A 16,719-nucleotide genomic window follows, 5' to 3' on the forward strand; every position below is an offset into this window, starting at 1 on the left:
ACCTACCTTTCTAAATCCAGTGTACTTATATTGAACGAAAAATTCAATATATACTGAAAATATAAACCCCGCCTTCCTCCACAGCTAAAGCAGTGGGCTTCCGGCGGATGTTCTCGTGAAATCCTCTTCGCATAGTACGTATCGTTTTTCTTCTCCAAGTAAACGTGCTATTATTCAATTGAAAACGACATTACTTGGGGGGAAAAACAGAGAATGGAAACGATGCTTTTTTCACCGTATACGATACGCGGGGTTACTATCAAAAACCGGATTGTTATGTCTCCTATGTGTATGTATTCTTGCGATACAAAAGATGGAAAAGTACGAAATTGGCATAAAATTCATTATCCGACACGTGCTGTCGGCCAAGTCGGTCTTATTATCGTTGAAGCGACTGCCGTTGCTGCTCAAGGAAGAATTTCGTCACGCGACTTAGGAATCTGGAGCGATGAGCATGTAGATGGATTGCGTGAATTAGCCTCGCTCGTCAAAGAGCATGGAGCTAAAATCGGCATCCAGCTTGCCCATGCCGGGCGCAAATCGGAAGTAGATGGAGAAATTATCGCTCCTTCAGCAATTCCATTCAGTGAAAAAACACGCACCCCGAAAGAAATGACAAAAGCAGACATTGAAGAAACGATCCAAGCGTTCCAAAATGGTGCGCGCCGCGCCAAAGAAGCTGGTTTTGATATCATCGAAATTCACGGTGCCCACGGCTATTTAATTAATGAATTTTTGTCGCCGCTATCGAACCGGCGGCAAGACGAGTATGGCGGTTCACCAGAAAACCGCTACCGCTTTTTAGGAGAAATTATCGATGCCGTAAGAGAAGTATGGGACGGACCGCTCTTTGTGCGCATTTCCGCTTCTGATTACCACCCGGAAGGCTTGACGGTCAAAGATTATATTCCATATGCAAAACGCATGAAAGAACAGGGAGTCGACCTTATCGACGTAAGTTCTGGAGCTGTCGTTCCCGCAAATATCCATGTGTATCCAGGCTACCAAGTTCCGTTTGCGGAAACGATTCGCCGCGAAGCGAATATTGCCACTGGCGCAGTTGGGCTCATTACTTCCGGTCTGCAAGCGGAAGAAATTTTAAGAAGCGGCCGCGCGGATTTAGTATTCCTTGGGCGCGAACTGTTGCGCAACCCATATTGGCCATACGACGCCGCAAAAGAGTTGGGAACTGCGATTTCCGCCCCAGTACAATATGAGCGGGGATGGCGTTTCTAAAGCTGCCGATTTTCCGGCAGCTTTATTTTTTTCGCGGAATGATAAAAGAAGAAAAATCGGAGGCCAACTCCGTATTCGGAAACAACTCTCTTGCCTGTTCTAGCAGTTCTTCACTTAGCGTTCCTTGATAGCGGGAACTAATATGAGTTAAAATCAGTCTCTTTACTCCAGCGAGTTTCGCCACTTCCGCCGCTTGGACAGCGGTAGAATGAAAATAATCATGCGCCAAAGCGCTATCCTCTGCCGCAAATGTTGCTTCGTGAACGAGCACATCTGCTTCTTTCGCCAGTTCCACGCTCGCTTCGCAATAGCGTGTATCGCCAAGAATCGTGACAATTCTCCCTTTTTGTGGAGGACCGACAAAATCGCGCCCATCAATGACCGTACCGTTGTCTAACTGCACCGTTTTCCCTAGCTTAATTTGTTGATAAATAGGACCAGGACGAATGCCGAGCGCCTTCAATTTATCTACTAAAAGTGTGCCAGGCAAATCTTTTTCCACAACCCGAAAGCCATAGGAAGGGATGCCGTGATCGAGCTGCTTGGCAATCACTAAAAATCGTTCGTCCTCAAAAATCGTTCCTTCCTCGATTTCGACAACTTGCAGGTCGTATTTCAAACGTGTGTAACTAACGGAAAGCGATATTTCGATAAACGCTTGAATTCCTTTCGGGCCATATATGGTTAACGGTGTATCACCGCCTTGAAAAGAGCGGCTGCCAAGCAATCCCGGCAATCCGAAAATATGATCACCGTGAAGATGGGTGATAAAAATATTTTCAATTCGTCTCGGACGAATGGACGTATGTAAAATTTGATGTTGTGTCGCCTCTCCGCAATCAAATAACCACGTTGCCCCGCGTTCTTCTAATAGCTGCAGCGCAATCGATGATACGTTTCTTTCCTTTGCCGGTACTCCAGCTCCTGTACCTAAAAACAATAATTCCAACGCACCCACTCCTTATGTAAAGCAACTTTTGTCTGTTGTTAGCGTATCAATGTTTCGCGTCTTATTTCAACACTCTTTTACAAAAACATAAAAAAACATAAAAAAACATAAAATGTTTGCGTTCATCGCCATAAATCTCTACAATTAATTACTTGAAGAGACAATTTTGGCTAAAGCGAGGTACATATCGTGAACAACATGGATCCGAAATCATTAATTGTGATTTTTGGTGCAACTGGTGACTTAGCAAAACGCAAGTTATTTCCTTCTATCTACCGATTATATGAAAAAGGAAAACTGTCCGAAGAATTTGCCGTTGTCGGTGTCGCACGACGACCGTTATCCAATGATGAGTTTCGCAACTATGTCCGTCAATCAGTGGAAAATGCGCTTAATCAAGAATTAAGCGATCAGCGCTTCGTATCTCATTTTTATTATCATCCATTCGATGTAACCGATACGGCTTCTTACCAGCAATTAAAGTCATTGCTTCAACAATTAGATGAAATATACCATGTTGATGGAAACCGCATTTTTTATTTAGCGATGGCGCCAGAATTTTTTGGCACGATTACGTCCCGCTTAAAATCGGAAGGTCTTACCGCGACAAACGGCTGGAAGCGGCTCGTCATTGAAAAACCGTTCGGTCATGACCTTCAAAGCGCACAACAACTAAATGAAGAAATTCGTCAATCGTTTTCGGAAAATGAAATTTACCGCATCGACCATTATCTTGGCAAAGAAATGGTGCAAAACATCGAAGTAATCCGTTTTTCGAACGCAATTTTTGAACCGCTTTGGAACAACCGGTTTATTTCTAACATTCAAATTACGTCAAGTGAAACGCTTGGTGTCGAGGACCGCGGACGCTATTACGACCATTCCGGAGCGCTTCGCGATATGGTGCAAAATCACATGCTTCAGATGGTCGCGCTCTTGGCGATGGAACCGCCGATTAAACTGACAACCGATGACATCCGCAACGAAAAAATAAAAGTGCTTCGCGCGCTTCGGCCAATTTCTCACGAGGAAGTAGACCAATACTTTGTACGAGGACAATACGGCAGAGGAATCGTCAACGGAAAAGAAGTCGTAAGCTACCGTGAGGAAAATAACGTCGATCCAAACTCCAATACAGAAACGTTTGTAGCTGGAAAGTTGATGATCGATAATTTCCGTTGGGCCGGCGTGCCGTTTTATATTCGCACAGGCAAACGCATGACAGAAAAATCAACAAAAATTGTGGTCCAATTTAAAGATGTGCCAATGAACTTGTATTATCGGACAAATGAAAAAATCCAGCCAAACTTATTGATTATTCATATTCAGCCGGATGAAGGCATCACCCTTCATTTAAACGGTAAAAAAAGCGGCGAATATATGAAAACAACACCAATTAAATTAGACTACTGCAACAACTGCATCGATGGCATTAACACGCCAGAAGCGTATGAAAAATTGTTATATGACTGCATGCGCGGTGATGCGACAAACTTTACGCATTGGGATGAAGTAGCCGCTTCATGGCAGTTTGTCGACCCTATTTCCGAAGTATGGGAAAATACAAAAGCTATCGATTTTCCAAACTATGAAGCCGGATCGATGGGACCGAAAGCTTCAGATGAATTACTGCAAAAAGATGGATTCCATTGGTGGCCGATTTGCCACCCTAAACAATAACGAAGGGAGCTAATGAAACGATGAAATTTTATGACGTGACCGCACCAATTTTTGAAGGAATGCCTGTCTATAAAAATAAACCGGAAAAGCAACCGAAACTAACGAGCGTGACAAATGATTACGTCACGGAATCCCGTATTGACATGGATGTACATACCGGAACCCATATCGATGCGCCGCTTCATATGGTCAAAGGCGGCGAAACGTTTGAAACGATTTCTCTCGACCGCCTTGTTGGCACATGCAAACTATTCGATCTTACGCATGTGAGCGATAAAATTTCGAAAGAGGATATCGCTTCATTAGATATTCATGAAAATGATTTTGTATTGTTTAAAACGAAAAACTCGCTAGAAGATGCCTTTAATTTTGAATTTATTTATGTTGCTGAAGATGCGGCCCGGTATCTTGCCGATAAAAAAGTTCGTGGTGTCGGCATCGACGCCCTAGGCATTGAACGAAGCCAGCCGGGGCATCCGACGCATAAAACGTTATTTTCCGCAGGTGTGATCGTGATCGAAGGGCTGCGGTTAAAAGACGTTCCAGAAGGCTCATACTTTATGGTCGCAGCACCGCTTAAACTTGTCGGCACGGACGCCGCGCCGGCGCGTGTTATTTTATTTGAAAACATGCAATAAAAAAATTCCCCTTATTGCGAGGCAATAAGGGGAATTTTTTTACTTCTTCAACCACTCTGTATGGAAAACTCCTTCTTTGTCTACACGTTCATATGTGTGCGCGCCAAAGTAGTCGCGCTGTGCTTGAATTAAGTTCGCCGGCAATGTTTCCATCCGGTAGCTGTCATAATATGCTAACGCGCTTGAGAATGCCGGAACTGGAATGCCACGCATAACAGCGATTGCAATGATTTCACGCAGCGCTTCTTGATAATTTTCCACAATTTCTTTGAAATACGGGTCTAACAATAAGTTTGGCAACTGTGGATCGCGATCGTATGCGTCTTTAATTTTTTGCAAAAATTGCGCGCGAATGATGCAGCCGCCGCGGAAAATCATCGCAATATTGCCGTACTGCAAATTCCAGTTATATTCATCAGACGCCGCTTTCATTTGCGCAAAACCTTGGGCATACGAACAAATTTTGCTCATGTACAGCGCGCGGCGCACCGCTTCGATAAAGCGGGCACGATCGCCTTCAAACGGTTTGACCGCAGGACCAGAAAGAAGTTTGCTCGCTTTCACCCGTTCGTCTTTCATCGCCGAAATAAAGCGGGCAAACACTGATTCCGTGATGATTGGAAGCGGCACTCCTAGGTCAAGCGCATTTTGGCTTGTCCATTTTCCCGTTCCTTTTTGACCGGCTTTATCTAAAATAACATCGACAAGCGGCTTGCCCGTTTCCTCATCGATCTTTGTAAAAATATCTGCCGTAATTTCGATTAAATAGCTATTTAATTCACCTTTATTCCACTCGGCAAACACTTCATGCAGCTCTTGGGCGTTTAAGCCGAGCACATGCTTTAACAAGAAGTACGCTTCGGCAATAAGCTGCATATCGCCGTATTCAATGCCGTTATGAACCATTTTCACATAATGTCCCGCACCGTCCGGACCGATGTACGTCGTGCACGGCTCGCCATCTACTTTCGCCGCAATCGCTTCGAAAATCGGGCGAACAAGTTCATGCGCTTCTTTTTGGCCACCAGGCATGATGGATGGACCTTTTAACGCGCCTTCTTCGCCGCCCGAAACACCCGTGCCGATAAAGTGAATGCCAAGTTCAGCTAATTCTTTGTTGCGGCGCTGTGTATCTTTGAAATACGTATTGCCGCCATCGATTAAAATATCACCTTTTTCTAGATATGGTTTTAATTGTTCAATGGTTGCGTCCGTCGGCGCACCTGCTTTCACCATTAACAAAATTTTCCGCGGTTTTTCAAGCGCATTGACAAATTCTTCGATGCTATATGTACCGACGATATTTTTTCCTTTCGCTTCCTTTAAAAATTCGTCCGTCTTTTCACGGGAACGGTTATAAACGGCAACTGAATATCCCTTGCTTTCAATGTTTAACGCAAGGTTTTTTCCCATTACTGCTAATCCAATGACGCCAATTTGTTGTTTTGCCATCATCAAACGTTCCTTTCTATACTTATTATTTGTTCATGAAAGAACATACCACAGTTCATTTTACCATATCAAGTTTTTCAATTACATTTAGAACAGCTTTCCGCGGACATAATGTTTCTGAAAAAAAGAAGTCCTGGTTTCAGGACTCTGTAAGATTATCTTAATATATGCCATAGTGATGGCCGTATGGATGATGCGGGAAGTGATGATGGTGATAATGGTAATACGGATAGTGATAAGGATAATACGGATAATGATGATAATGATACGGGTAATAATGATGTGGATAGTATCCACCAGCCGGATACATTTCAAATTGTCTGTCGTCCATTTAAAATTCCCTCCTTGATAATAGAATGAAGTTCATTTCTTCCTTTTCTAGTTCTAGGATATGTGCGGAATGCAAAAAGGTATAGGCGAAAACCTAAAAATAAAAAGGCTGCATCAAGCAGCCACTCCTCATGATTCCTTGTTTTCTTGCACCAACACTTGCTTCGCATATTCACGAAAGTCATCGAGATGTTTTTCGACAATCATTTGAACGATCTGCAAATTGATTTCCTGATAATCATGGACCGCAATATTGCGAAAACCGACCATTGCTTTCATTTTCTTCATAACCGATTCACTGAACCTCCCGATGGCTAAAGCCACGGGGTTCTTGTGTACTATAGAGCTTCTTCCATACCTTCGCATGGATACTGACTCTAATTCCACAAGACTTTCATGGGCAAACACCTCACTGGTGCTTATCGCCCTGTGCGCCCGATTCAAGACGTTGGATTTTTCTTCTCTATAAGAGTAGTATACCATCTTTGACTACGTCAAAGCAATCGGTTCATCCCATGTCTAAAGACGGGCTACACCCTGCATGGGCTTTCTCCGATTGTACTTGTAAAGCAATTCGAACGCGTCACGGCTTGTTTGTGGAATGCCTAATTTTTTTTCCGCCACGATATGCATGGCAATATCGATGCTTGCCTCACACGCCCGTTGTATATTCAAAATAATGGAGTCTTGTTTTGTATAGTTTTGTAAATTTTTCGGATTGTTATCATATTCTTCGTTTATTCTTTTGATACAGCGCTCAATAACGCTAATTTTGTTGAGGATGACATCATTATTCATACACCGCTCCCCTTTTGCGAATCCGCTCGAGAATTTCTGCCCGCTCTTCGTTTAATTTCGCATATTCCTTGAACACTTTCATCTCAAATTGTGCTTTTTTATCATCATCGGCACAATACAGCACTTTCCCCTTCCCAACAACTTGCGCTTGAAAAACGGTCGTTGCTTCTTTCAAATCAACTAAGTCAACGTCACAATTCAAGATTGCCGCAAGCTCCCCGGCAATCATAAACCGTTCGTAATGGCTTAATGTTCGTTCGCTTAAAAAAGCAAGATCAATATCGCTATCTTGTCGCGCTTGTTGTTGCGCTTCAGAACCGAAAAGATAGATGACATAAGGATTTATTTTTTTTACAAGAAATTGGACAATGGTTTGAAAATCATGATTCATTAGACTCTCTCCGTTTCTAAGGAAAAAGCCGCACTATAAATATGCTCCTTAATCGCTTTCGTCCCTTCCAAATGGGCAAATAATCGGTTTGGGTCAATTAATGTAATCAACCGCTCCGGTAAGCTGGCGATCCCGACAAGATATGGTGTTTGCTCGTACGCAAGCATATTCACTTGCTTTACTGCTTCTTCCGGAATATCGAGAATCTCTTTCGCCTCATCGACAATAAACGCAACGGAAATATCTTCGGCCTTGGTGACAACAAGACGCGTCCTACCCGTTTCTTCAAAAGGACGACCGTACAACAGTTTTCGCGTATCAAGCACCGGCACCAACTCGCCGCGAATGCGAATGACTCCGACCATATAATCTGGCATTTGCGGAACGATTGTTGGAGCCATCATTTTTTCAATGGAAATGACAAGCTCAACCGGTATCGCATATTGTTCACGCTCCAATTGAAAAACGACAAATTTTTTCATTCGACCGTCTCCCCTCACCGTCTATCGCTCTACTCTATTTCTATATAGAAAGAAGCATCCAAACAATGGATGCTCCGTTATTATTTTGCCACTTCTTCAACGATTGCGACAACCATTTCCGTTAATTTGACAAGCTCTTCAATCGGCATGCGTTCATTCGTCGTATGAATATCTTCGTAGCCAACTGCTAAGTTCACTGTCGGAATGCCAAAACCGGCAATGACGTTCGCATCGCTGCCGCCGCCGCTGCGAAGCAATTCGCACGGACGCCCGATTTTTGCCGCGGCGCGTTTTGCAACCTCCACAACATGGTCGCCGTCGCCGAACTTAAATCCTGGATACATCACCTCGACATCTACTTCGGCGCGTCCTCCCATTTCTTCGGCAACCGTTTCAAATGCCTCTTTCATTTTTGCGACTTGGGCTTCCATCTTTTCCGGCACTAAGGATCGTGCTTCTGCTAAAATATCGACGCGGTCGCAGACGATGTTCGTTTGCGTTCCACCTTCAAAACGGCCGATGTTTGCCGTTGTTTCTTCATCAATGCGGCCGAGCGGCATTTGAGCAATTGCTTTTGCGGCGATCGTAATTGCCGATACGCCTTTTTCAGGAGCGACGCCGGCATGCGCCGTTTTTCCGTGAACAACGACTTTCAATTTTGCTTGTGTCGGCGCGGCAACGACGATGTTTCCGACTTTGCCATCGCTGTCTAACGCATAGCCAAATTTTGCTTGAATCAATGACGGATCGAGCGCTTTCGCTCCGACAAGGCCAGATTCTTCCCCGACCGTAATGATAAATTGAATCGTGCCATGCGGAATGTTTTGCTCTTTTAAGACGCGAATCGCCTCGAACATCGCCGCCAATCCCGCTTTATCGTCCGCTCCTAAAATCGTCGTTCCATCGGTCACGACATATCCATCTTGGATGGACGGCTTCACTCCTTTTCCAGGAACAACGGTATCCATATGGGACGTAAAATAAATCGGGTCCACCCCTTCTTTTGTCGCTTCTAACGTACAAATTAAGTTTCCAGCGCCATGTCCGGTTTTCGCCGCTGCATCATCTTCAATGACATGCAGTCCAAGCGCTTCAAATTTTTGCTTTAATACTTTGGCGATTTCTCCTTCATGCTTTGTCTCCGAATCGATTTGCACGAGTTCCAAAAATTCGTCGACTAAACGTTGCTGATTGATCATGTTCGTTCTTCCTCCTACTTATGTACTCATTTAAAAGTATACCCGATTTAACCAACGATTGCGAAAAATTGTTTTTGAAGAATAAAAAAAGCCCAGTTTCCATGATCGATGCCGATGCCCCTTGACAGCCTGAAAAACACACTCCTGTCAAATCACGTTCTAAAATGATGGAACGCACTTTAATGTTCGCGGCATAAATATGCCAATAGTTAGCGGTGACTCTTTCTATTTTTGAAAAATAAAAAACGATTCGAATCAATCAAACCCGCCGCCACAGATGATCGTGACAGCGGGTTTCATTGTTTTACAACGGAATATTTCCATGTTTTTTCTTCGGACGTTCCTCGTGTTTATTCCGAAGCATCTCGAGCGCTTGGATGAGTTTGATTCTCGTATCACGCGGATCGATGATATCATCGACCATGCCGTATTTCGCCGCAACGTATGGGTTGGCAAATTTACTGCGATATTCTTCGATCTTTTGCGCCCGCGTTTCTTCCGGATTTGGGCTGTTTTCGATTTCGCTTGCAAAAATGATATTCGCCGCTCCTTGCGGACCCATGACGGCGATTTCCGCATTCGGCCACGCGTAAACGACATCGGCGCCAATCGACTTGCTGTTGAGCGCCACATACGCGCCGCCGTATGCTTTCCGCAAAATGACGGTAATTTTCGGGACGGTCGCCTCGGAATATGCATACAAAATTTTCGCTCCGTGGCGAATGATGCCTCCATGTTCCTGCTTGACGCCCGGGAAAAAGCCAGTGACATCTTCAAATGTAATAATCGGGATGTTAAATGAGTCACAGAAGCGGATAAATCGCGCCGCTTTATCCGATGAATCAATATCAAGACCGCCAGCCATAAATTTCGGCTGATTGCACACAAGCCCGACGACTTCGCCTTTAATGCGAGCAAAACCGATGACAATATTTTTAGCAAAATCTTTTTGTACTTCCATAAACGAACCTTCATCAACGACCTGCAAAATGACGTTGCGCACATCATACGGACGGACTGCGTCAATCGGCACAATATCCGCTAAATCAGGCCGATAATCGTCTCCGTTTGGAATCGGGCCAAACGGCGGTTTTTCTTGATTGTTTTGCGGCAAATAACTTAACAGCTGCCGCACTTTATTAAGCACTTCTTCCTCGGTTGCACCGGAAAAGTGGGCGTTGCCGCTGATCGTGTTGTGGACGCGGGCGCCGCCTAAATCTTCGGCGCTAATTTTTTCCCCTGTCACCGCTTCGATCACTTTCGGTCCTGTAATAAACATTTGGCTCGTTTTTTCCACCATAAAGACAAAATCGGTGATCGCCGGCGAATATACGGCACCACCCGCACAAGGCCCCATGATTACAGAAATTTGCGGAATGACACCGGAATAAATCGAGTTACGGTAGAAAATATGGCCATAACCATCTAACGACAAGACCCCTTCTTGAATGCGCGCCCCGCCTGAATCGTTGAGACCAATTACAGGTGCGCCTGTTTTTGCGGCTAAATCCATAATATTCGCAATTTTTTTCGCGTGCATTTCTCCAAGCGCACCGCCGAATACGGTAAAATCTTGGGAAAAGACAAATACGGTGCGGCCGTTGATTTTCCCATATCCGGTCACAACGCCGTCTCCTGGGCCTTTTTTTCCATCTAAACCGAAATCGGTACAACGATGCTCGATAAATGGATTCAGTTCCACAAATGTTCCTTCATCAAGAAGCAAATCAATACGCTCACGGGCTGTCAGTTTTCCTTTGGCGTGCTGCTTTTCAATTTTATCGTCACCGCCGCCTAATTCGATTTCGCGGCGGCGGTCGTATAACTCATTAATTTTATCATACATGTCTGTCATTATTGTTGTATTTGCCATTATTGCTGCACCTCCGCATCCGTCTTTTCGCAAAGTTCATACAAAACGCCTCCTGTTGATTTCGGATGCATAAACGCAACGAGCGCCCCGCCAGCGCCGCGTTTTGGTGCATCTTGAATCATGCGAATTCCTTTTTCCTTTAATTCATTAATACGTTCTTGAATATGATCAACACCAAGTGCAACGTGATGAATTCCTTCTCCTCGTTTTTCGATAAACTTAGCGATCGCACTATCTGGCGACGTCGGCTCTAATAATTCAATTTTTGTCTCTCCTGCCTTTAAAAAAGCGACTTTTACTTTTTCTGATTCCACTTCCTCGATGCCAAGCAACTTCAGCTGCAAAATATCGGCATAAAATGGCAACGCTTTCTCGATAGACTTAACGGCAATTCCAACATGGTCTACTTTTTTTACATCCATTGTCCAATCCCCTTTGCTGTAGAATGTTGCGAACATTAAGTATATTCGCTATTTCGACAAAAAATCCTGCTTTTTCTCTTACAATCATGGACAAGTTTTTCCCTTGTCCCCCTGTTTTCATCACGGTACAATGATAGACAGGAACGTTTGTAATAAGGAGGTGTGGACCTGGTTACTAAAATCGTTGTCGTGTACTGATCGATGGAAGGAATGGTGCACGACAGGTGCCGTCGCTGACAGCGATCCACGGGGTATCTTTCACAGCAGGTGAGACATAAGGACTCCCTTCCTGATGGAACCCAGGTGTTTCCTGAGCGGCAAGCAGTTTTGCTGGTTCCATCGCGATGAATCGATTTTTATATTAGTAACCAGGAACGGAAATGTCCCGCAAAAAAACACAAAAATTAGTCGTTTATTTAATGCTGATCGCTATGCTCATCACAACGATTTTAACCGGCATCAGCATGTGGGTTTAATAAGAAAAGCGAAGGCGGCGCGATTAGCTCTCGAAGCGAAATGTTCTTCGCCCGCAGAAGTGCTTGCACTTCAAGGGCGAAGGTTATTTCGCACAAGAGAGCTAGCCGCCGAAGCTAGACAATAAGAAAAGCGAAGGCGGCCCAATTTCGCCTAAAGGCTGCCCATATCCTTCGTGTGGTGAATGTTGCCTTCTTGGCTTTGCGAAACACTTTTTTGTAGATGCAAAAAGGGCAAGCTTCATTATTGCGGAGCTTGCCCTTTTATAGTCATAGTGCGCCATACCGTTTGGCAATTGCATAAAACGATTCGTTGCTGCGAACAATCACTACTTTTGTGCCAATCGGGATTTTTTCATACAATTGTTCGACATCGCGATTGTACATGCGCACACAGCCTTTCGATACATATTTTCCGATGGATGATGGATTATTCGTTCCATGAATCCCATATATGCGTCCGTCCGTTCCTCTAGCATTAAATCCAACCCACCGTGTTCCAAGCGGATTGTTCGGCGCACCGCCCGGGATATTTTGTTTGCGATAATATGGGTTTTCCGCCTTGACAGTAACCATAAACAATCCTTCTGGCGTTAGTGACTCATTAAAACCAGTGGCGACAGGATATACGGCTTCAATTTTTCCGTTATGAATAAAGGCGAGTTGATTGACCGCCTTATTGATAATAATAAACGGTTTTGTTTCTGCCGTCCCAGAAGCGGGGATGGATAAAAATGAAAATAACATAAGCATCATTGTTAATATAAAGCGCATATTTCCCACACCCTTTGTTTTTCTTTGTTATAGTGTGAGGCAAAAGGGGAGTGGGCATACATATTTGTTACATGGCAGCAGAAGCCCGTTTTTTTCCTTCTGAAACACGAAATTGACTTTTTATAATCAAATATTGTTCAAGTTCTTTCACCAAGTGCAGCAAAGCAGCCCGTTCCTCAAATTCTTCTCGCGTTTTTGGAAGAGGCATTGTTTCAAACCTTTTTTTCATACAATGAAGTTCACGAAGAAAGCGGTCTGCCGTATTTCCCGGATGAACGGCATCGCTTAATTTGTCGATAAAATCGGCGACAATGTTGCGTTGCTCCACCGTATAAGTGAGTGATGTGACAAGCGGCAATACTCGTTCAATAATTTCCAGCTGCTTCTCTCTCATTCGAAAATAATGATAATATCCTTCTTCACTTCGCAGCATATGATTTTCAACATTTCTTATCGCAAGCAGTTTTGCCTTTTGTAAAATATCTCCTGCTAGCGTCAATTCTTTTCCATCCCAATCGATTTCATTGGTGCGCAAGTAACGAACGATCTCCTTCAGAATAATGCGAAATAAATCTTCAACAATGCGCTGGTATTCCTTTAATTGCTTTTCCGCACTTGGCATATACATATTCATTAATAAGGCAACACTAATGCCGATTAAAATAAGCAACAATTCATTGCAAATAATTTCCCACGTAAACTTCCTTGCTGCGTACAAATGGAGAATAATAACCGAACTTGTCGCAATCCCTTCATTTACTTTTAACCACACTGTTGTTGGAATAAAAAAGAGCAGCATTAATCCGACGGTAAACGGGTAATACCCTATTCCTTGGAAAAAAATATACGAAAACAGCATCGCGACAACACATGCGACAAAACGAGCCCATGCGGCTTTTAACGATCTTTTTTTCGTTACTTGAACGCATAAAATCGTAATGATGCCGGCAGAAGCAAAATTATGTAATCCCGCTAGCTGAGCGATGCTAATTGAAAGCGCGGTGCCTATTGCTGTTTTCGCTGTGCGATATCCAATCTTCACCATTTTTTCATTCTCCTGCTTAAAAAAGTAAAAAAGATGATCCAAGGGACCATCTTTTTATTGTACTTGATTATAGCATCTTTTCAAGGAATTCTTGAGCCCGCTTGCTTTTCGGAGATGTGAAAAATTCTTGCGGGGGCGCGTCCTCGACGAGCTGGCCGCCGTCTAAAAACAACACCCGGTCGGCAACTTCGCGGGCAAAGCCCATTTCATGCGTAACAATCGCCATCGTCATTCCCGTATGGGCAAGCGACTTCATGACTTCAAGCACTTCTTTGACCATTTCCGGATCCAACGCTGACGTTGGTTCGTCAAACAACATTACATCCGGCGACATGGCAAGCGCCCTCGCAATCGCTACGCGCTGTTTTTGGCCTCCCGACAGCCGGCTTGGATATTCGTTTGCCTTTTGTTCCAATCCGACCTTTTTCAACAGTTCGATTCCTTTCGCTTCCGCTTCGGCCTTTGTCATTCCTTTTACTTTAATCGGCGCATACGTGACGTTTTCAAGCACGGTCATATGCGGAAACAAATGGAAATGCTGAAACACCATGCCGACATGCTGGCGCACTTTCATGATGTTTGTCTTTTTATCTGTAATTTCCTCGTCACCGATCCAAATTCTCCCCCTTGTCGGTTCTTCCAACAAGTTTAAGCAGCGTAAAAACGTGGATTTTCCTGACCCAGATGGACCGATAACCGCCACTACTTCGCCTTGCTTAATCGTTGTTGTAATTCCTTTTAATACTTCTAATTTGCCAAACGATTTATGCAAATCTTCTACTTTAATCACTTTTTCTCAATCTCCCTTCTAACGCTTTGCCAAGCAGCGTAAGAAGCATGACTAAAACGTAGTAAATAAGCCCGGCAATCAACAGCGGCTCAATATACCGATACACTTGTCCGCCAACGATGTAAGCACGCCGCATGACATCCATCGCTCCAATTACCGTTACGACGGCAGATTCTTTCGTCAATGTAATAAATTCATTCATCAATGCCGGCAAAATATTTTTCAGCGCTTGCGGCAAAATAATATCACGCATCATTAGCTTGTACGGAACACCAAGCGCCAGCGCCGCTTCCCGCTGCCCTTTATCAACGGCTAAAATGCCGGCGCGGATGATTTCAGAAACATAGGCGGCAGAGTTTAGCCCGAACGCGATGACCGCTGCGGGAAATGCGTCAATTTCAACACCGGTAAGCTGCGGTATTCCAAAATAAATAAGGACAAGCTGCAACACAAGCGGCGTGCCGCGAAATACGGATGTATACGCATCGGCAAACCATGTCAAAACCTTCATTCTACCAATTTTCATTAACGCTAAAATAACTCCAAGCACAAACCCTAACAACACCGCGAAAACGACAATTTTTAATGTAACTGCAATTCCTGCTAATATAAATGGAATTGATGGAACAATTTGTGAAAAATCTAAGTTCACCGACCCTTCATCCTTCCTTGCAACATAGTGAAAACGTTCAAAAAGGACCCCCCCCTTTTTGAACGCATTACAAATTATTGGTCAAACCATTTTTTAATCAACTTGTCCACTTCGCCGTTTTTGATCTTTTCTTGCAATACTTTATTAAACTCATCGCGAAGCTTGCTTCCTTTTGGAAAAGCAATCGCATATCCTGATTTTTCTTTGTCTGTCGGGATTGTATGACCTTCTAGTTTGCCATTGCTGCTATCTAGATATCCTTTTGCAACTGTATCTTCGATAATTGCTGCATCAAAGCGCCCTGCTTGAATCTCTTGAATTAACTCCGGAATGCGGTTGCGGCTTTCAATTTTCATGTCAACTTTTTTTGCAATTTTATTTGCTTCTCCTTCTTGAATCGAGCCGGTTTGAACACCAACCGTTTTTCCTTTTAAATCCTCAACTGTTTTAATGCCGCTTCCTTTCTTGGAAACGATCATGTTTCGCGCTACATAATACACATCCGAGAAATCAACGTTTTTCTTGCGTTCTTTCGTTGGAGTCATCCCCGCTAATACAAAATCTACTTTTCCTGACTGCAGTGCTGGGATAAGACCGCTAAAATCCATATCAACAATTTGAACGTCATATCCCAATTCTTTCGCAATCATTTTCGCCAAATCGACATCAAATCCGATAATTTCATTGCCTTTTGTGGTATCGATATATTCAAATGGCGCATAGTCGGCGGAAGTACCCATTCTTAACACTTTCTTTTGTTCTCCGCTTCCGTTTTTCTGTTCTCCGCCTGTGCCGCATGCCGAGAGCAAACCAATTAATAAAATGCTAGCAATAAAAAGCAACAATGATTTTTTCATACGGTGTCTCTCCCTCTCTTCTCAAAAGTTTAAATAATTTTTATAATATTGCGAAATAAGTTTTGAAGATTAATATAAAATACATACTTGTTTTTGAATATATATATATTCTATGTTTTGTATATTAACACACATAGTAATAATTATGCAATCTATTTTTTAATTATAAATAAATTATTTTTGCTTTTTGAGAATAACAAAATAAATAACGGAGCTGAAAAATTCAGCTCCGTTATACTTCATCGCAATATTGATCAAACGCCGCCTGCAGCTTTTGGACGACTTCGATCGGCTCGTGCCCTTCGATTTCATGACGATGAATCATCGTACAAAGCTTGCCGTCCTTTAGTAAAGCGAAAGATGGAGAAGAAGGCGGCTGTCCTTCAAAATATTCCCTTGCTCGCGCTGTTGCCTCTTTATCTTGGCCGGCAAATACGGTTACAAGATGGTCTGGACGTTTGTCATAATGAATCGCATGCGCCGCTGCAGGACGGGCAATGCCCCCCGCACAGCCGCATACCGAGTTAATCATTACAAGCGTTGTGCCCGGTCGCTTAAATGCGGCATCCACTTCTTCAGGTGTACGCAATTCTTCAAAGCCAGCCTCCACGATTTCGCGGCGCGATTGTTCCACGATATCATTAAATAGCGGAAATTGAAACATGCTCAAGCACCTCC

Annotated in this window: 19 protein-coding genes and 1 pseudogene; 4 read left to right on the forward strand and 16 right to left on the reverse strand. The window is 43.7% G+C overall.

The features are described from left to right. Positions 1-213 precede the first annotated feature (213 nt). On the forward strand, positions 214-1,236 hold the full coding sequence (gene namA / locus B9L23_RS14045) for an NADPH dehydrogenase NamA (protein ID WP_089097893.1): 1,023 nt from the start codon (positions 214-216) through the stop codon (positions 1,234-1,236). 22 nt (positions 1,237-1,258) lie between these two features. Here the strand turns inward: namA and rnz are convergent, their stop codons facing one another. After that, the gene (gene rnz / locus B9L23_RS14050; RefSeq protein WP_089097894.1) at positions 1,259-2,185 is read right to left on the reverse strand and encodes a ribonuclease Z; all 927 of its coding nucleotides are present in this window, start codon (positions 2,183-2,185) and stop codon (positions 1,259-1,261) included. Positions 2,186-2,383: 198 nt separating this feature from the next. Here rnz and zwf point away from each other — a divergent pair, with 198 nt between their 5' ends. Beyond that, positions 2,384-3,865, forward strand: a complete 1,482-nt coding sequence (zwf, locus tag B9L23_RS14055) for a glucose-6-phosphate dehydrogenase (RefSeq protein ID WP_216368217.1) — start codon at positions 2,384-2,386, stop codon at positions 3,863-3,865. Positions 3,866-3,885: 20 nt separating this feature from the next. Then, entirely contained in the window at positions 3,886-4,503 is a 618-nt protein-coding gene (locus B9L23_RS14060) for a cyclase family protein (RefSeq protein WP_015864405.1), read from the forward strand. Between the two features lie 39 nt (positions 4,504-4,542). On the opposite strand, the gene gndA is transcribed toward B9L23_RS14060, so the two are convergent. The 9 genes and pseudogenes from gndA to mce all read right to left on the reverse strand — a co-directional run bounded on the left by gndA (position 4,543) and on the right by mce (position 11,450). Continuing rightward, positions 4,543-5,955: an NADP-dependent phosphogluconate dehydrogenase gene (gene gndA / locus B9L23_RS14065; protein WP_041269706.1), complete on the reverse strand. Its 1,413-nt coding sequence runs from the start codon at positions 5,953-5,955 to the stop codon at positions 4,543-4,545. Positions 5,956-6,115: 160 nt separating this feature from the next. After that, positions 6,116-6,286, reverse strand: a complete 171-nt coding sequence (locus B9L23_RS20555; protein WP_167317832.1) for a hypothetical protein — start codon at positions 6,284-6,286, stop codon at positions 6,116-6,118. Between the two features lie 128 nt (positions 6,287-6,414). Then, the gene (gene hepT, locus B9L23_RS21805) at positions 6,415-6,768 is read right to left on the reverse strand and encodes a type VII toxin-antitoxin system HepT family RNase toxin (RefSeq protein ID WP_089097895.1); all 354 of its coding nucleotides are present in this window, start codon (positions 6,766-6,768) and stop codon (positions 6,415-6,417) included. An 84-nt stretch (positions 6,769-6,852) separates the two neighbouring features. After that, positions 6,853-7,083: pseudogene (hepT, locus tag B9L23_RS14075) on the reverse strand (type VII toxin-antitoxin system HepT family RNase toxin); the annotation flags it as partial. Then, positions 7,076-7,474 carry a type VII toxin-antitoxin system MntA family adenylyltransferase antitoxin gene (gene mntA / locus B9L23_RS14080; protein ID WP_062678690.1) on the reverse strand — a complete coding sequence of 133 codons (399 nt, stop codon included), beginning with the start codon at positions 7,472-7,474 and terminating at the stop codon, positions 7,076-7,078. The gene mntA and the pseudogene hepT (B9L23_RS14075), both read right to left, overlap by 8 nt. Continuing rightward, complete coding sequence (locus B9L23_RS14085) at positions 7,474-7,956, reverse strand: chemotaxis protein CheW (protein ID WP_015864409.1); 483 nt, start codon at positions 7,954-7,956, stop codon at positions 7,474-7,476. Before B9L23_RS14085 ends, mntA begins: the two co-directional genes overlap by 1 nt. 80 nt (positions 7,957-8,036) lie before the next feature. Continuing rightward, entirely contained in the window at positions 8,037-9,155 is a 1,119-nt protein-coding gene (locus tag B9L23_RS14090) for a tripeptidase T (protein ID WP_015864410.1), read from the reverse strand. A gap of 304 nt (positions 9,156-9,459) precedes the next feature. Beyond that, positions 9,460-11,010: an acyl-CoA carboxylase subunit beta gene (locus tag B9L23_RS14095; RefSeq protein ID WP_089098337.1), complete on the reverse strand. Its 1,551-nt coding sequence runs from the start codon at positions 11,008-11,010 to the stop codon at positions 9,460-9,462. Positions 11,011-11,027: 17 nt separating this feature from the next. Next, positions 11,028-11,450 carry a methylmalonyl-CoA epimerase gene (mce, locus tag B9L23_RS14100; RefSeq protein WP_015864412.1) on the reverse strand — a complete coding sequence of 141 codons (423 nt, stop codon included), beginning with the start codon at positions 11,448-11,450 and terminating at the stop codon, positions 11,028-11,030. Between the two features lie 380 nt (positions 11,451-11,830). On the opposite strand from mce, the gene prli42 reads away from it, so the two are divergent. Next, positions 11,831-11,926: a stressosome-associated protein Prli42 gene (gene prli42, locus B9L23_RS20560; protein WP_015864413.1), complete on the forward strand. Its 96-nt coding sequence runs from the start codon at positions 11,831-11,833 to the stop codon at positions 11,924-11,926. Between the two features lie 267 nt (positions 11,927-12,193). Here prli42 and B9L23_RS14105 read toward each other — a convergent pair whose 3' ends face one another. From B9L23_RS14105 to B9L23_RS14130, 6 genes are all read right to left on the reverse strand, one after another. Then, entirely contained in the window at positions 12,194-12,697 is a 504-nt protein-coding gene (locus B9L23_RS14105) for a L,D-transpeptidase (protein ID WP_015864414.1), read from the reverse strand. Between the two features lie 67 nt (positions 12,698-12,764). Next, complete coding sequence (locus B9L23_RS14110; RefSeq protein ID WP_062752854.1) at positions 12,765-13,742, reverse strand: aromatic acid exporter family protein; 978 nt, start codon at positions 13,740-13,742, stop codon at positions 12,765-12,767. A gap of 67 nt (positions 13,743-13,809) precedes the next feature. Beyond that, positions 13,810-14,532 (reverse strand): amino acid ABC transporter ATP-binding protein, encoded by a 723-nt coding sequence (locus B9L23_RS14115; RefSeq protein WP_015864416.1) that lies wholly within the window; start codon positions 14,530-14,532, stop codon positions 13,810-13,812. Continuing rightward, positions 14,525-15,184, reverse strand: coding sequence for an amino acid ABC transporter permease (locus B9L23_RS14120; RefSeq protein WP_015864417.1), 660 nt, complete (start codon positions 15,182-15,184; stop codon positions 14,525-14,527). Before B9L23_RS14120 ends, B9L23_RS14115 begins: the two co-directional genes overlap by 8 nt. 74 nt (positions 15,185-15,258) lie before the next feature. After that, positions 15,259-16,041: a transporter substrate-binding domain-containing protein gene (locus B9L23_RS14125; protein WP_089097897.1), complete on the reverse strand. Its 783-nt coding sequence runs from the start codon at positions 16,039-16,041 to the stop codon at positions 15,259-15,261. Between the two features lie 232 nt (positions 16,042-16,273). Continuing rightward, positions 16,274-16,705, reverse strand: coding sequence for a BrxA/BrxB family bacilliredoxin (locus B9L23_RS14130; RefSeq protein ID WP_015864419.1), 432 nt, complete (start codon positions 16,703-16,705; stop codon positions 16,274-16,276). Positions 16,706-16,719: the final 14 nt, after the last annotated feature.

The sequence above is a fragment of the Parageobacillus galactosidasius genome, assembly GCF_002217735.1.
Classification (GTDB): Bacteria; Bacillota; Bacilli; order Bacillales; family Anoxybacillaceae; genus Parageobacillus_B; species Parageobacillus_B toebii.

Excerpts from the sequence above, each read along its gene's own strand:
- namA (WP_089097893.1), top strand. The coding sequence starts at position 214 with ATGGAAACGATGCTTTTTTCACCGTATACGATACGCGGGGTTACTATC.
- zwf (WP_216368217.1), top strand. The coding sequence starts at position 2,384 with ATGGATCCGAAATCATTAATTGTGATTTTTGGTGCAACTGGTGACTTA.
- B9L23_RS14060 (WP_015864405.1), top strand. The coding sequence starts at position 3,886 with ATGAAATTTTATGACGTGACCGCACCAATTTTTGAAGGAATGCCTGTC.
- gndA (WP_041269706.1), bottom strand. The coding sequence starts at position 5,955 with ATGGCAAAACAACAAATTGGCGTCATTGGATTAGCAGTAATGGGAAAA.
- B9L23_RS20555 (WP_167317832.1), bottom strand. The coding sequence starts at position 6,286 with ATGGACGACAGACAATTTGAAATGTATCCGGCTGGTGGATACTATCCA.
- hepT (WP_089097895.1), bottom strand. The coding sequence starts at position 6,768 with ATGGTATACTACTCTTATAGAGAAGAAAAATCCAACGTCTTGAATCGG.
- mntA (WP_062678690.1), bottom strand. The coding sequence starts at position 7,474 with ATGAATCATGATTTTCAAACCATTGTCCAATTTCTTGTAAAAAAAATA.
- B9L23_RS14085 (WP_015864409.1), bottom strand. The coding sequence starts at position 7,956 with ATGAAAAAATTTGTCGTTTTTCAATTGGAGCGTGAACAATATGCGATA.
- B9L23_RS14090 (WP_015864410.1), bottom strand. The coding sequence starts at position 9,155 with ATGATCAATCAGCAACGTTTAGTCGACGAATTTTTGGAACTCGTGCAA.
- B9L23_RS14095 (WP_089098337.1), bottom strand. The coding sequence starts at position 11,010 with ATGACAGACATGTATGATAAAATTAATGAGTTATACGACCGCCGCCGC.
- mce (WP_015864412.1), bottom strand. The coding sequence starts at position 11,450 with ATGGATGTAAAAAAAGTAGACCATGTTGGAATTGCCGTTAAGTCTATC.
- prli42 (WP_015864413.1), top strand. The coding sequence starts at position 11,831 with ATGTCCCGCAAAAAAACACAAAAATTAGTCGTTTATTTAATGCTGATC.
- B9L23_RS14105 (WP_015864414.1), bottom strand. The coding sequence starts at position 12,697 with ATGCGCTTTATATTAACAATGATGCTTATGTTATTTTCATTTTTATCC.
- B9L23_RS14110 (WP_062752854.1), bottom strand. The coding sequence starts at position 13,742 with ATGGTGAAGATTGGATATCGCACAGCGAAAACAGCAATAGGCACCGCG.
- B9L23_RS14125 (WP_089097897.1), bottom strand. The coding sequence starts at position 16,041 with ATGAAAAAATCATTGTTGCTTTTTATTGCTAGCATTTTATTAATTGGT.
- B9L23_RS14130 (WP_015864419.1), bottom strand. The coding sequence starts at position 16,705 with ATGTTTCAATTTCCGCTATTTAATGATATCGTGGAACAATCGCGCCGC.